Genomic DNA, 14,399 nt, shown 5'->3' on the forward strand with positions numbered 1-14,399 from the left:
CCGCCCACTCAGGCGGCCTTTTTGCATGTCGCAAGTGATCTGAAACAGTGCGGCCCGCGTAACTAAACTAATCAGTTCGCAACTTAACCGCCGCTGCGGGCGTTTAATCCATGACATACCAGTTGGGTCGCAAGGAATAGTATTTTGAAAAAAGCACTTCGGATTTTTGCGACCTTCCTGCGGGAAACACTGTGGCTGGTCATTGCAGCGGCAATCATTTTTGGCGGGGTGGCGGGGTTCCGGTATCTTGGCGAAAACCGCGAGGTGGTCGAGATTGCTGCCGTTGAACGGCCTGTGGCCCTTGTTGAAACGCTTGAAGTGGAACGATTTGACCGCCCGCTGCCTTTGCGGGCCGACGGGTTCATTCAACCCTATCGCCAGATTACTGTCTCCACATCCGTAGGCGGGCGCATTGCCGACCTGCATCCGGCCATCGTGGGCTTGGGCCGGTTTGACGAGGGTGATGTACTGGTCGAGATCGACAACACCGCCCAACAGGCCAATCTGAACCAGACGCAGGCCAACATCGAGGCAACGCAGGCGCGGCTTGACCTGACCCGTTCGCAACTGACGCGGACCACGGAACTGCGCGAACGCGGTGTCGCAAGTCAGCAGGCGCTGGATCAGTTGCAGTCGCAAGAGGCCGAACTGATTGCCAGCCTGAATTCCTTGCGTGCGGCCAGCCAATCGGCAGAGATCGCACTTGGTAATACGCGCGTGGTCGCGCCGTTCAGCGGGGCCGTGCGGTCGAAATCGCAAGAGGTCGGCAACGTGATCGCCGCTGGTCAGGCGGTGGCCGAGATTTATACGAACGACCGCATGGAAGTCGTCATCCCGATCCGTGAAGCTGACGCCGCACTCATCCCGGGCCTTTTCAGCGATGGGATGGCCGAGGCGCGGGTCAGCGTGGCATTTTCGGGTCAGGTCTATGAATGGGATGCGCATCTGACCCGCGTTGATCCGGCACTGGATTCGCGCACACGCACGCTCAGCGCAACGGTCGAGATTGATGACATTGCCAACCCGCGCCTGATGAATGCCGATGCGCTGGCCAACGGCACGCCTCCGGCCCTGATCAATGCCTTTGCAAGCGTTGAGATTGACGGCGTGCGGCAGGAAAACACCTATGCTATCCCCACCACGGCGCTGCGCAATGCCAATGAGCTTTGGCTGTTTGAGCCGGGCGAAGGCGAGGAAGGCACACTGAGGACCTTGGTGGCCCAGCCGATCCACGTGGATGGTGAAACAACTTACGTGCGCATAGATGACTGGCCCGACGATACGCGCCTGATCCGCACCACGCTTGCGGGTGTCACCGAAGGCATGCCGCTGCGCGATGTTTCGGCCAGTCAGATGGGGCAGGGGTCATCCTCTGCCGACACGGAGTAAGCGGATATGAAAACGCTGATCCGCTGGATGGCCGAACATCCTGTCGCTGCAAACCTGACGATGGTGTTTGTCGTGATCCTTGGCGCGCTGACGGCGCTTGGCATGCCGCAAAAGACGTTTCCTGACTTCACGCTGGATACCGTTAGCATTTCTGTCAGCTATCCCGGCGCGTCGCCCACGGAAATTCAGGAAAGCATTGTCCGCCCGATTGAGGATCAACTGTCTGGCGTTGACGGGATCGACAGCCTGACCGCATCCATCAGTGAAGGCCGCGGCGGTGTCACAGTGTCATTCCTGCGCGGCGAGGACATCCAGCAAAAACTGGACGACATCAAAACCGAAGTGGACCGGATCACCGTATTTCCTGACGACGCTAACGACCCCGTGGTCGTGCAAGCCGACAACTCCAGCCGTGTTCTTGAGATTGCGGTGCATGGCAACGTGCCCGAGGTCGTTCTGAAGCAGGAAGCAGAGCGTCTGAAAACCGAGCTGGCGCAGCTTGATAGCATTTCGTTCGTCGAAGTGAGCAACACCCGCGACTATGAAATTTCGGTCGAGGTAAGCCGCGATACGCTGCAGGCTTACGGGCTGACGCTGAACGAAATTGCCCTTGCGATCCGGTCGGGGTCTTTGGAATTGCCCGGCGGGTCAATTGATACCGATACCGTCACGATCCCGATCCGCACCACGGGCCGCAACTATACGCGCGCCGATTTCGAGGCGATTGTGGTGCGCACCGATGATCTGGGTGGCAAGGTGTATCTGCGCGACATCGCAACGGTAAACGACGGGTTTGAGGACTCGGACCTTTCCGCGACCTTCAACGGAGAGCCGGCTGTGTCGGTCAATGTGTTCCGTGTTGGCGACGAGCAGGTTCTTGATATCGTGGCGGACGCACGTGCCTATCTGCAGGACAATTTCGTTCCCTCGTTGAACCCCGGGCTGAATGCGACGGTCTGGCAAAACGATGCGGATGATTTGCAAGACCGCATCGATCTGCTGGTCGAAAACGCGGCCATCGGCCTTGCGCTGGTGATCCTGTGTCTTGCGCTGTTTCTGGATATCCGGCTGGCGTTCTGGTCCGCCGTTGGCATTGCGGTGTCCTTTGCGGCCACGTTTATCGTGCTTGGCGCGCTGGACGTGTCGATCAATATGATTTCGCTTTTCGGCTTCATCCTAGCCATCGGAATCGTGGTGGATAACGCGATTGTTGTCAGCGAAAACATCTACCGTAACGGCGAGAAGGGCTTGTCGCCTGTTGAGGCCGCGGTCAAAGGCACGCAGCGCATTGCGGTGCCGGTCATCTTTTCCACGCTGACGACGATTGTGGCGTTCTGGCCGCTTACCCAGCTGCCCGGCACGTTGGGCAAATTCTTGATCGACATTCCGATTGTGGTGATCGTGGTTCTTACGTTGTCGCTCTTTCAGGCATTGGTGATCCTGCCGCGCAATCTGTCGTCGCTGGATGTGTCGTCGGACTATCGCCCTAATATCGTGTTTCGGGCGCTGGGTTTTGTGCGCGGCATCGTTGATGCGGTATTGCAGTGGTTCATCCGCGTGCCGCTGGATGCGTTGCTGCGACTGACGACCAAGGGGCTTGCGATCCTGATCCCTATCGCGCTGTCGGTGGCGCTTATGATGGGCACGGTTGGTCTTCTTGTGCATGGGTATGTGAAATTCAACTTCTTCCCCTCGATTGAAGCTGACTTCGTCACAGCCAGCATCGAAATGACAGATGGCACCACCTTCGCCATGACCGAGCGTGTGGCCGATGACGTGCGGCTAGCCGCAGAGCGTGCGGGCGCGCAGATACAAGCCGACCTGCCAGAAGGTGCGCCGCTTGTGATCGTGGGGCTGAATATGGTTGTTGGCCAAGGTGTCGGCGGTGGCGGCCCCGAAGGCGGGCGCGCGGCTGATGGCGCAACGCTGGCCAATGTCATCGTGCAGATTACCGACCCCACGCGCCGCACGTGGGAAACATCCGAATTCGAACGCCTTTGGCGCGCCGAAATTGGTGAGGTCGCATCGGTCAACAAGCTGACCGTTTCGGCAGAGCTGATTGGCGCGGGCGATCCCGTTGCTATCGAATTATCGTTGCCTGACGGGCAGGACATCTCGCCCGTGGTCGCATCGCTGCGGGACAGCCTGCGCGCGATCCCGGGTGTCTTTGCGATCCGCGATGACGATTCATCGGGGCGGCTGGAATACGATCTGGCGTTGCGCGCAGAAGCCCCGCTATACGGTGTGACGCTTGAAACGCTCGCCCAGCAAACCCGCGCCGGTTTCTTCGGGATCGAGGCCACATCAGTGCAGCGCGGTGCGGACAATGTCGAAGTGAACGTGCGTTTTCCAAAAGACCAACGCGACAGTCTGGCCGATCTGCTGGATACGCAAATCCGCACGCCAAATGGTGATTTGATCCCGTTGAGCACGGTTGCTTTCGTGCGCGAGGGGCTAGCACCCACCCAAATCCTGCGCCGCGATGGACGTCAGATTACGACCGTGACGGCGGATCTTGATACATCCGTGGCAACCAGTGGCGAGGTCAATCAGGTCATCGTCAGTGAAATTCTGCCGGAGTTGCAGGAACAGACCCCCGGGCTTCTCTATGAACTGGGCGGTGAGCAACGCCAGCAGGGCGATGCACAAGCCGCACTTGGCCAAGCGCTTGGCATTGCGCTGTTTATCATCTTTGCGCTTTTGGCACTGGTGTTCCGGTCTTATGTCCAGCCGATTGTAGTGATGTTTGCGATCCCGCTGGGTCTGATTGGGGCCGTGACAGGCCACCTGATCCTGAACATTCCGCTTTCCCTTTTGTCGATCTTCGGGATCATCGGACTTGCTGGCGTTGTGATTAACAATTCGCTTGTGATGGTGGACGTTTATAACGAACACATCGCCGATGGCATGACGGCCCGTGAGGCGGTTATCGAAGGCACTAAGCAGCGGTTCCGGCCTATCCTGCTGACATCGCTGACCACGTTCCTTGGCGTTTACCCTTTGATCATGGAAACGTCGTTGCAGGCGCAGTTCCTGATCCCGCTGGCTGTATCGATCGGGTATGGCGTGCTGATCGGGACGTTCATCATCGTGCTGACGGTGCCCGCGATCTTTATGGCTCAGCATCATATCGTGACAGCGATTATGTCGGTGGTATCTTGGGTTGTGCCGTCCAAGCCGGACCGGACCGAGGCCGTAGATCACAATGACAAGACCGGGCCGATTGCCGCGGAATAGCGTGTGACGGGTCAGCCGATGATGTGATCCGCAAGTGTCGATAGCGCTACGTTGCGATGATCCAGTATCAGCACGTCCTGAGCAGGTTGGCCGACCAGTCGGGCCAGATGTGGCGCGCCGATCAGCCCCGCGGGTGTGGTGACCGCCATGCGTAGCGCCCGTGACAGATCAACGCCAATAGGTCCGGTCAGGCGCTGCACTCCTTCGGCCATTGTCGTATGCGCACCTGCCAGATTACCGTCCGCATTGACCAACCGACCATCTTCGAGCGTGATTGTTTTACCATAAAGCTCAAAAGCGGGCGGCCCGCCAACCGTGGCCATCGCGTCGGAGACCAGAAAAGCCCTGTCGTCCGGTCCAGCCGCCCGCAGTGCGAGACGGATCATCCGGTTGTCCACGTGGTGACCGTCGCAGATGATACCAAAGGCAATATCCCCGCCAAGAACCGCCCCGACAGCCCCCGGAGAGCGGCCTTGCATTTGCGACATCGCATTAAAGAGATGAGTGGCACAGGTCGCCCCCGCCGCAATCGCGGCCTCGACCATTTCGGCAGTTGCGTCTGTGTGGCCTAGCGATACGATTGCGCCCATGCCAGCCAGTAGTGTGATTTGCGCAGGCGTTGCGGCCTCTGGCGCGAGGGTGATTTTCACAGGCACGCCTTTGTCGCGCAGTCTTTGGACAATAGTGATCGTGGTATCATCAAGCGGACGGATGAAGGCCGGATCATGTGTGCCACGCCGCGCCATTGCGATATGCGGCCCCTCGATATGAAGGCCAAGACAAACGTCACGCGTGTAGGCATCTATCGCAGCCGTGGCCGCACGGTCCAAGACGGTGGGGTCGTCGGTGATGACTGTGGGTAGGATATGTGTGGTGCCAAATTGACGGTGCGCTGCGGCAATGGCTTTGATCCCGTCGGCGGTAGGCGTTGCATTCAGCATCACGCCGCCACCACCGTTGACCTGTAGATCAACAAACCCCGGTGTCAGGCATCCTTGTAATGCGATGGCATCGGCGCGCTGATCGTCCTCATCCGTGACCTGCCCGTCATTCACGAGGTAGGAGCGCCCTGTGATGATATCAGCACCATCAAAAGCAGATGAGGGTGTCAGCCAAACGCCTTTCATGCGTTTGCCCCGTGCTGGTCTTGCCAAGCGACATAGGCTGCACCTCGCGCGCCGCTGGCATCACCGCCCTGCGCCAATACAATCGGTGGTATGCCAAAGCCGCCAAACTGCGCGGCAGCCGCTGCTTTTGCCAGATCATCGGCGATCCCCGTGATGCGGCTTAGCCCGCCTGCCAGAACAATCACGTCAGGGTCGACAGTCAGCGTCAGACCCAAAACCAGTTCAGCCGCGAGAGCGCACCACACATCCCAGACCTGCGCCATATCGTCGTGACGGCGGGCGGCAATCTCTTGTGGTGACAGGTCGGCACCTGTCAGATGTTTGGCAATCCGTTGCAGGCCGGGCCCGGCGACAAGCGTTTCAATGCACCCCATACGCCCGCAGCCGCATTGCACGATAGGCAGGTTATGGGCGGCGACAACATGCGCGGGCGCGGCTGTGTGACCAAGTTCCCCGCCGGTAGCGGTTGGGCCGGTCAAGATATGCCCTTCGATGCATATCCCGCCACCTATGCCTGTGCCCATGATGATAGATGCCACGGTCCGGTAAGGTTGACCTGCGCCAAAGACGGCCTCTGACACAGCCAAGGCGCGGCAGTCGTTGATATAGGTGACAGGCTGGCCTGCATGTTCGGCGATGTCTGCCGGAAACGGATGGCCCGAGGCTGGCAGATTGGCCGCCAGCGCAAGGCCCGTTGCCGGATTGACCAGACCAGCAGCCCCGATCCCGACAGGCAGCGGCGATGCGGACTGATCCCGTGCCCAGCCAATAACATCGGTCACCGCCGTGAGAAGGGCGGGATAATTCGTTGGCGTCGCGACCCGCTGGCGTGCAATCGTCGTCCATGCGCTGTCGAACACCTGCACTTCAATCTTGGTGCCGCCGATGTCGATCCCTGCCGCAATCGCGTGCGTTGTGTCAGCGGCCCGCGTCGTCATGTGGTTTGGGTGACTTTTGACAAAGTCTCAGGCGCATCCGGATCAAGGCCTAGGGCCAGCGCCGTTTGAAGGATAACAGGGTAGAGCGATGCCAGCAAAACGGCAGCGGCGGCTGGTGGCAAAAGCTGCGGCAACCCAAGATCGGCTGGACTGATCCTGTGCACATCGCAATCAACCTGTCGAAAGCGGGCCTCGGCCTCATCCAGACTGTCCTGCACCCATGGTGCCCCATTATCAAGGATCAGCACCATCAGTGGGTTCGTCGCAAGCTGGAGCGGGCCGTGCAGGACCTCTGAACTGGAATAAGCCTCGGCATGGATGGCGCAACATTCCTTGAGCTTCAGCGCAATCTCGTGTGCTGCACCAAAGGCGGTGTCGCGCCCGATGACATACACGTGGCGCGCGCGCAGCAATGCCGCACGCAGATCGTGGGCATCGGGGTGCGTGACATTCGCACCGCGCAACTGATCAACGGCGCCTGCAATTTTGTCGCGATAACCAGGCTTGAATGCAGCCAATAAGGCCATACCGGCACCAATAGATCCGGTCACCGTTTTGGTCGCTGGCACGGCGTTTTCCTGACCTGCGCCGATGGGGATCGTCACATCGGATTGCGCCTGCACGGGGCTGTCTGTGTGGTTGGTGATCGCCACAACAGCCGCGCCGCCCGCACGAGCCCCCTTGGCGGATTGCACGAGATCATCGCTGGCCCCCGACTGGCTGACGATCATCGCGGCGGCCCCGTTCAGCGATACGCCGTCACCCAGCGAAAACACCGATGGGGGCAGCGATGTGACAGGTATCTGCAATTCGCGCATGAATTCATACGACAGGATATTGGCCGCAGCGTCGGACGACCCCCGCGCGATGGTGAAGATCGCAGTGGGCTGCTTGGCGTCCAGTCGAATGTCCTTCGTGGCCGCCTTGCAGAACACGGCAAGCGCCTCGGCGGCTTCGGCGGCCATGTGTTGGCCGGGTGCGGGGTTATCTGTGGGCATTGGTGTGATCCATTCGGTCAAGTCTTGCCGCAAAATGTGGGCGCCGTCTATCGCCTGTCAGGCCGGTGCGGTGGGGCGTGGCGCGTCTTGAAAGAGGGTGACAGGATCGCCGTCATGCCATTTGGGGTATTTCTGCATGATGCCCGCGAAATGATCCGACGCCAGAAAGGCATCCAGCCAGTGCCGCACGGGGGCAGGGGCATCAATATCAAACCGTGCCCTGTCCACATGGGCAAACTGGCGCACAAACGGCAGAATGGCGTAATCCGCCAGCCGTGGGCTGTCGCCATAAAGGAATGCTTTGTCGCCAAGCGTTTGGGAAAGTTGATCAAGGAAGTCCTGCGCTGCGGCGCGGGCCTGCGCGGGGTCTGATCCGAATTTGTCAGGGTATTTCGTTCGATCCAGCGCGTGCTTGAACGGGCCATCATTGGTCGCGATTACATCGAACCCTGCGCGGGGCATGTCCAAAAGCGCATCGGGGTCGGACTGCCTAAGCGCCCACAGCATGACATCAAGCGACTCTTCGATCACCGTGTCACCGTCTTTGACGACTGGCACAGTGCCTTTGGGTGAAGCTGCCAGAAACGCCGGTGCCTTGTCGCGCAGAACAATCTCTCTGTGTTCCGGCACCAAGCCTGCCGATGCGATGGCAAGCCGGGCGCGCATCGCGTAGGGGCAGCGGCGGAATGAATAAAGGATCGGGCGCATGATCTGTCCGGTGTTGAGGCGGTTCGCCATCAGCTTAGCAGATGACGGACGGGATGCGACCCGCGCACCTTGGCTTGCCATGAAAATTTGCGCTAGGGTCGTCGCACAAAGGCAATAACTGGTGATCCTGATATGACCAAGACCCCCTGCATCCTGTGTTGCGCAATCACCGGCTCTGTCCCGACGAAGGCCAACAATCCGGCTGTGCCGATCACGGTCAGCGAACAGATCGAAAGCAGTCATGCGGCGGTTGAGGCGGGGGCGTCGATCATCCATGCGCATGTGCGCAACGACGACGAAACGCCTTCATCCGATCCTGATCGTTTTGCGGCGCTGAAAGAGGGTCTGGAAAAGCATTGCCCGGGCGTTGTCATCCAGTTTTCGACCGGCGGGCGGTCAGGCGCGGGGGCGGAGCGGGGCGGAATGCTGCCCTTGCGGCCCGACATGGCGTCGCTGTCCGTGGGATCAAATAACTTCCCCACCCGCGTCTATGAAAACCCGCCTGATCTGGTCGCGTGGCTTGCCGCCGAGATGACGCGCTATGACATCACCCCCGAAATCGAGGCCTTTGACCTAAGCCACATTCTGCAAGCCATCGCCAAGCATAAGGACGGCGTGCTGCCAGGTCAGCTTTACGTGCAGTTTGTGATGGGGGTCAAAAATGCCATGCCTGCCGACAAGGACGTGTTTGATTTTTACGTGAAGATCATGCGCGACCGCGCGCCCGATGCGCTTTGGTGTGCGGCGGGCGTTGGTCCTAATCAGGTGATCGTCAACGAATGGGCTATTGCGGCAGGCGGGCATACCCGCGCGGGGCTTGAGGATAACATGCGGCTTGATCGTGATACGCTGGCCCCGTCGAACGCAGCCTTGATCGCGCGTGCGGCTGATCTGTGTGCCAAGTATGACAGGCCCGTTGCGACAATTGACCAGACCCGCAGGATGCTTGGCCTGCGTCCAGCGGGAGTGGCATGATCCAATCGACAGGCGGATGCCAATGCGGGGCGGTGCGGATCACTGCCGATGGGCCGCCTGATCGCGTGGGAATTTGCCACTGCATGGATTGCCGCAAGCACCACGGCGCGTTGTTTTATGCCGCTGCGATTTTTCCGGCAAAGGCTGTCAGCGTCACAGGTGATACAGCCGCCTATCGTGGCCGCCATTTCTGCCCGGCCTGCGGGTCATCTGTCTCTGCGCAAAGCGGGGATGAGGTGGAAGTGCATCTTGGCACGTTTGACTGCCCCGACCAGTTCCGCCCGACATACGAAAGCTGGGCCATCCACCGCGAGGCCGTGTTGCCACCATTTGTGGGAACACATGTTTACCCACGGGATCGGTCTGAAGATTAGCGGCGCACCCATCCGGCGCGCCGCCAATATCTTGTGTCAGTAGTTGCGCGCACCGTCCTCTGGTGCCACGCGCGGCACAAGAGCACGGACCAATGCGGTCATATCAAGGGTGCCAACAGGCTGACCGTCATCGACCACGACATAGGCGTGTGACGTGTCACCACCAGACCGCCCGATCATGCTTTCCAGCGTGTCGTTCAGTCCGACCTCACCATGCGCGCCCTCTGGCACCTGACCGTTTTCCAGCGGTGTCATGATCGACCGCACGCGCAGCACGCGGGCACGGTTAATGTCGCTGACAAAGTCTTCAATGTAAGGGTCATTGGGGTTCAGCAGGATATGCTGCGGCTCGCCTTGCTGCACGACATAGCCGTCTTTCAGGATCACGAGATGGTCCGCAAGCTTCAGCGCCTCATCCAGATCGTGGGTGATAAAGACGATTGTTTTGTGCAGTTCCTTTTGCAGTTCCAGCAACAGGTCCTGCATGTCGGTGCGGATCAGCGGATCAAGTGCCGAAAACGCCTCGTCCATCAGCATGATATCGGTGTTGGCAGTTAGCGCGCGGGCAATACCCACACGTTGCTGCATGCCGCCCGATAGCTGGGCTGGATAGTGGTTTTCGAATCCGGCAAGGCCCACACGCTCAAGCCATTTCTGGGCTTCCTTGTCGCACGCATCCTCGTCATGGCCGCGCACAGACAGGGGCATGCCTGCATTTTTCAGCACGGTTTTGTGTGGCAGAAGCGCGAACTTCTGAAACACCATCGACATCTTTTCCTGCCGGGCTTTGCGTAAGCCATCCTCGGACAGTTGCATCACGTCCTTGCCCTGCACGATAATCTCGCCCGCAGTGGGTTCGATCAGGCGATTAAGGTGCCGGATCAGCGTGGATTTGCCCGAGCCTGACAGGCCCATCACCACGGTGATCTCTCCGGCCTGCATATCGACATTGATATCGTTGAGGCCCAGCACGTGCTTGTGCTGCGCCAACAGGTCTTCTTTGCTCATGCCGTCTTTGACATGGCCCACCATATCTTTGTCATTCGCGCCGAAGATTTTATAAAGCCCGCGCAGGCTGACCATTGGTTCTGTCATTTGCCCAGCCCCCCTTAGTGTTTCACGCGGGTCATATCGACCCGTGTCAGTGCGGCCTTGGACACGCGGTCCAAGATCACAGCGAGCAGCACAATGCCGATACCAGCCACAATGCCCACACCCAGTTCAAGGTTACGGATACCGCGCAGCACGTTCACGCCAAGCCCCGGTGCAGACACCAGCGATGCGATCACAACCATGGCCAGCGACATCATGATGGTCTGGTTGATACCAGCCATAATGTTGGGCAGCGCCAAGGGCAGTTGCACGCGCCACAGTTTCTGGCGGTCGTTCATGCCAAAGGCGTTGGCCGCCTCGATCACGTCCTGATCCACAAGGCGGATGCCAAGGTCGGTCAGGCGAATGACGGGGACAATGGCGTAGAGGATAATCGCGATGCCGTAGAGTTTGGATTCCGTCACCGAAAACAGAAAGATCAGCGGGATGAGATACACAAACGTCGGCAGCGTTTGCAGCAGGTCGAGAACGGGAACTGTGCCACGCTGCAACCTGTCTGATTTGGACATGGCAATGCCAATGGGCACGCCAAGCAGCACGGATATGGTCGTGCAGACAAAGATGATCGACAGCGTCTGCATCGCCACATCGTAGTGATCGACCAGACCCAGCAGCATGATGGAAATAAAGACAAAAATCGTCACAGGCTTGGATCGCGAAGCATACCACGAGATCGCCACAAGGATCGGCACCATGACCCACCACGGTGTCGCCTCGAACATCCAAAGCGCGCCGTCCAGTAACCAGCTGAGCGGCTGTGTGATCGGATCAAGTACGGTTTTGAGGGCAGGCTTTGCGGCCAGAAACCCCTCTTCGATCCCTTTGGTCACGTCGCGGGACTGGATGATGCTGCTGCAGCTTTCGTTCAGATTATCAAGCGACGGGAACGGGAACAGCGGGCCTTCGACCTCACCACCACCGGCTTGCGCCATCAGATCGGCCATTGAAAGGGGCGCGCCGTCGCCGGCCTCGCCGCACCAGTCGCTAAGGCCGAGTGTGTCTACTAATTTGTCGTAAAAGGCCATTTTTCCCCTGTCCCCTTATTCATGCAAATGCCCCCCACCGATACCGGCAGGAGGCACTTTATTCGGATGGTCCGGCTTACTGAAGGATAGCCGACAGACGCTCTTTCGCGGCGTCGTCCAGCCACTCGGCCCAGACATCGGTGTAGTTGGTCAGGAAGTAGACCGCGGCCTCGTCATAGGACGCGTTGTTGTCCAGACGCCATGCCAGCACTTCACCCATCTGTTCGTTGGTAAAGCTGACGTTGGCCATCAGTGCTGCGGCCTCAGGCTCGCGCTCTGCAAAACCACCGGCAACGGCCGTCACAACCTTGGACGCAGGATAGGCCGAGAAGGATGGATCGGCGCAGTCAACGTCACCGTTGCAGGTGTGCGCGTCAGCGTCGTAGCTGCCAACCTCAACAGCAACCATCGGGTATTTGCCCAGAACGGCTGTTGGAGCCCAGTAGTAGCCGAACCACGGCGCTTCTTCGGCGTAGGCCGCGGCGATGGATGTTTGCAGCGTCTCGCCGGACCCGTGCTGGAACCGCTCAAGACCGCTGTCCTCGGCACCCAGTGCGATCAGGTTGTTGTTGTTGATGATGTCGCAGGCCCAGCCTGACGGACAGTCATGGAACTTGCCGCCAACCAGCTCTGGGTTGGCCATGATGCCTTCCCATGTTGTCAGCTCCGGGTTGCTTTCGGCCAGATAGGCAGGAATCCACCATGCCTCGACACCGCCGTCAGACAGCACGTCTGCCAGCTCAACCAGTTTGCCTTCTTCGATCAGGCCGGGGTAGGCGGGGGTGGAGTTCGCCCACACCTCGGTCAGGATGTCAGGCTCGCCTGTTTCTGTGATGGATGTGATCGCGGTCACTGTGGAGGACGGCACTTTTTGTACCGAACAGCCATAGCCCTGCTCCATCAGGAACGATGCGACAGCTGTCACAACAGCCGATGAGGCCCAGTTCATTTCTGTGATTGTCACGTCACCACATTCGGCCTGTGCCGCAGATGCCGATGTCAAAAGTGCGGCAACTGCTGCACCTTTCATCAAATTGCTTTTCATTCGTCGTCTCCCTTAGGTCGTTCTGGCCCTATTATGTCGCCACGCGCGCCGTGGGCTCTCGGCGCGGTTTCGGCCCGAAATACAGTGTGTATCGGGGCAAATGTATCCGGTGCGGCGGGTGCCATGCCGGAATGTCGTGTCCTTTCATCAGATGATGATCGGTAAATCTGGTGCGCCGCGCGATCCTCGCGGCGTTGGCGTCATGTCACACGGCAGATGATCTATGTGTGCGCGCCGTCGGTCTGCACCATAAAGCAATGGGGCCGCGAATGTTAACACCATGTTTTCACGAAGCGGTGTGCAATCACGTTTGGCCTGCGTTCCAGTCTTTCGTTTATTCCATCAATCGGGGCAGCGCAGACGATCAGATCGGCCGCCCCATTTGGTTAAATGTGCAACAATCAAAGGGGCTGCAATGCACAGATCGCGACAGGTTGCCCCCCGCTTTGCAGCATCAATGCCAGTAGAAGTTGAGCATTGCGGCGGTATCGTAATTTCGCGGGGCTTGCGCAAAATTGGTGTGATAAAGCCCATTTCGGGGGTGCTGACGGTCATATTGCAGCGTCCGAGCAGGATTACTCACCCAGTTTGGCGTGTACTTCGTTCAGGTCAATCTCACCCACCGGCATCTTGTTGGCCGGATTTTCAAAGTCGTATTTGAAAAGGTGGAAGTCCTTTTTGTAGATCTCATAGACGAGATGCATCGACAGATCGTCGAAGTAATCCTCAACCGGATGAAGGCGCTTTGGCCCGTGCCCTTCGCTTTCGTTAAAGCGCGGGATGGCGGCCAGATCGACGGGCTGGGGTGTGTCGATGTTATTAAGCACCTCTTGCATGCCGTCGTTGAAGCTTTCGGTCCAGAAAATCTTGTCGTAACGGCCACCGTTGACGATGAACGTGCTGATGTGACCGGACATGGCCGACCAGTGGATGTCAGGCTCCATTGGGCGGCGCCAGCGGATGGTATCGCGGGCAAACAGCAGGAAACGTCGGAAGGATTTGATCTGGTCAAATTCAAACCCGTCGTCGGGGCTGCCGACCTCAATCCCGTATTTCTGGATCAGCAACGGAACAAGGTTGCCACGGTAGTATTTCCCGTTGCGCTGGATGCCGCAAATCTTGTCGAAAAACGATGACAGGATGCGCGTGTAGGGGTTGCGCACACAAGTAAACGCATAAGAATTGTGGTTCTTCACATTGGTGGTGATCAGCGGCTGGCTGTCATCCATCGCCCATTTGTGCATGCCCTGCTTGGCATCGTGAATATCGCCATCAAAAAATTCGCCGTGGTCGGAATAATACATGATCTGGCCGATGGTCGAGCAGGCGCATTTGGGTACCACGCGGTACACCACACTTTCGCTGTTCGTCATCCAGGTGCCTGGAAAACCCATAAATACTCTTTCCTCAACCGGCCCCGGCGGGGCGTCTTGCGGGGTTTTAGCCCGTTATGGCGACGATGAAAATAAT

At 58.8% G+C, this 14,399-nt stretch carries 12 protein-coding genes; 4 read left to right on the top strand and 8 right to left on the bottom strand.

Annotation, left to right across the window (positions count from 1 at the left end; genetic code table 11):
• Positions 1-144: 144 nt before the first annotated feature.
• Complete coding sequence (locus tag V8J84_RS05690; protein ID WP_339928867.1) at positions 145-1,389, top strand: efflux RND transporter periplasmic adaptor subunit; 1,245 nt, start codon at positions 145-147, stop codon at positions 1,387-1,389.
• 6 nt (positions 1,390-1,395) lie between these two features.
• Positions 1,396-4,626 (top strand): efflux RND transporter permease subunit, encoded by a 3,231-nt coding sequence (locus tag V8J84_RS05695; RefSeq protein ID WP_339928869.1) that lies wholly within the window; start codon positions 1,396-1,398, stop codon positions 4,624-4,626.
• Between the two features lie 11 nt (positions 4,627-4,637).
• Here V8J84_RS05695 and nagA read toward each other — a convergent pair whose 3' ends face one another.
• Genes nagA through V8J84_RS05715 form a run of 4 tightly spaced genes read right to left on the bottom strand, consistent with a single transcriptional unit; the run spans position 4,638 to position 8,478 of the window.
• Positions 4,638-5,753, bottom strand: coding sequence for an N-acetylglucosamine-6-phosphate deacetylase (gene nagA, locus V8J84_RS05700; protein ID WP_339928871.1), 1,116 nt, complete (start codon positions 5,751-5,753; stop codon positions 4,638-4,640).
• Complete coding sequence (locus tag V8J84_RS05705; protein WP_339928873.1) at positions 5,750-6,691, bottom strand: ROK family protein; 942 nt, start codon at positions 6,689-6,691, stop codon at positions 5,750-5,752. The genes nagA and V8J84_RS05705 overlap by 4 nt, the downstream gene beginning before the upstream one ends.
• On the bottom strand, positions 6,688-7,689 hold the full coding sequence (locus tag V8J84_RS05710) for an SIS domain-containing protein (protein WP_339928875.1): 1,002 nt from the start codon (positions 7,687-7,689) through the stop codon (positions 6,688-6,690). The genes V8J84_RS05705 and V8J84_RS05710 overlap by 4 nt, the downstream gene beginning before the upstream one ends.
• A gap of 57 nt (positions 7,690-7,746) precedes the next feature.
• Positions 7,747-8,478 (bottom strand): glutathione S-transferase, encoded by a 732-nt coding sequence (locus V8J84_RS05715; RefSeq protein WP_339928877.1) that lies wholly within the window; start codon positions 8,476-8,478, stop codon positions 7,747-7,749.
• 51 nt (positions 8,479-8,529) lie between these two features.
• Between V8J84_RS05715 and V8J84_RS05720 the strand changes: the two genes are divergently transcribed.
• Both V8J84_RS05720 and V8J84_RS05725 read left to right on the top strand, forming a co-directional pair.
• Positions 8,530-9,372: a 3-keto-5-aminohexanoate cleavage protein gene (locus V8J84_RS05720; protein ID WP_339928879.1), complete on the top strand. Its 843-nt coding sequence runs from the start codon at positions 8,530-8,532 to the stop codon at positions 9,370-9,372.
• Entirely contained in the window at positions 9,369-9,746 is a 378-nt protein-coding gene (locus V8J84_RS05725) for a GFA family protein (RefSeq protein ID WP_339928881.1), read from the top strand. The genes V8J84_RS05720 and V8J84_RS05725 overlap by 4 nt, the downstream gene beginning before the upstream one ends.
• 36 nt (positions 9,747-9,782) lie before the next feature.
• Here the strand turns inward: V8J84_RS05725 and V8J84_RS05730 are convergent, their stop codons facing one another.
• The 4 genes from V8J84_RS05730 to V8J84_RS05745 all read right to left on the bottom strand — a co-directional run bounded on the left by V8J84_RS05730 (position 9,783) and on the right by V8J84_RS05745 (position 14,323).
• Positions 9,783-10,841, bottom strand: coding sequence for a quaternary amine ABC transporter ATP-binding protein (locus V8J84_RS05730; RefSeq protein ID WP_339928883.1), 1,059 nt, complete (start codon positions 10,839-10,841; stop codon positions 9,783-9,785).
• A 14-nt stretch (positions 10,842-10,855) separates the two neighbouring features.
• A complete protein-coding gene (locus tag V8J84_RS05735; RefSeq protein WP_339928885.1) occupies positions 10,856-11,884 on the bottom strand; it encodes an ABC transporter permease in 1,029 nt (342 codons plus the stop codon).
• Between the two features lie 76 nt (positions 11,885-11,960).
• Complete coding sequence (locus V8J84_RS05740; protein WP_339928887.1) at positions 11,961-12,929, bottom strand: ABC transporter substrate-binding protein; 969 nt, start codon at positions 12,927-12,929, stop codon at positions 11,961-11,963.
• 575 nt (positions 12,930-13,504) lie between these two features.
• Positions 13,505-14,323, bottom strand: a complete 819-nt coding sequence (locus V8J84_RS05745; protein ID WP_339928889.1) for a sulfotransferase family protein — start codon at positions 14,321-14,323, stop codon at positions 13,505-13,507.
• Positions 14,324-14,399: the final 76 nt, after the last annotated feature.

It is taken from the genome of Yoonia sp. 208BN28-4 (assembly GCF_037543925.1).
GTDB lineage: Bacteria > Pseudomonadota > Alphaproteobacteria > Rhodobacterales > Rhodobacteraceae > Yoonia.

Coding starts and splice junctions, on each gene's coding strand:
- V8J84_RS05695 (WP_339928869.1), top strand. CDS start 1,396: ATGAAAACGCTGATCCGCTGGATGGCCGAACATCCTGTCGCTGCAAAC.
- nagA (WP_339928871.1), bottom strand. CDS start 5,753: ATGAAAGGCGTTTGGCTGACACCCTCATCTGCTTTTGATGGTGCTGAT.
- V8J84_RS05705 (WP_339928873.1), bottom strand. CDS start 6,691: ATGACGACGCGGGCCGCTGACACAACGCACGCGATTGCGGCAGGGATC.
- V8J84_RS05710 (WP_339928875.1), bottom strand. CDS start 7,689: ATGCCCACAGATAACCCCGCACCCGGCCAACACATGGCCGCCGAAGCC.
- V8J84_RS05715 (WP_339928877.1), bottom strand. CDS start 8,478: ATGGCAAGCCAAGGTGCGCGGGTCGCATCCCGTCCGTCATCTGCTAAG.
- V8J84_RS05720 (WP_339928879.1), top strand. CDS start 8,530: ATGACCAAGACCCCCTGCATCCTGTGTTGCGCAATCACCGGCTCTGTC.
- V8J84_RS05725 (WP_339928881.1), top strand. CDS start 9,369: ATGATCCAATCGACAGGCGGATGCCAATGCGGGGCGGTGCGGATCACT.
- V8J84_RS05730 (WP_339928883.1), bottom strand. CDS start 10,841: ATGACAGAACCAATGGTCAGCCTGCGCGGGCTTTATAAAATCTTCGGC.
- V8J84_RS05735 (WP_339928885.1), bottom strand. CDS start 11,884: ATGGCCTTTTACGACAAATTAGTAGACACACTCGGCCTTAGCGACTGG.
- V8J84_RS05740 (WP_339928887.1), bottom strand. CDS start 12,929: ATGAAAAGCAATTTGATGAAAGGTGCAGCAGTTGCCGCACTTTTGACA.
- V8J84_RS05745 (WP_339928889.1), bottom strand. CDS start 14,323: ATGGGTTTTCCAGGCACCTGGATGACGAACAGCGAAAGTGTGGTGTAC.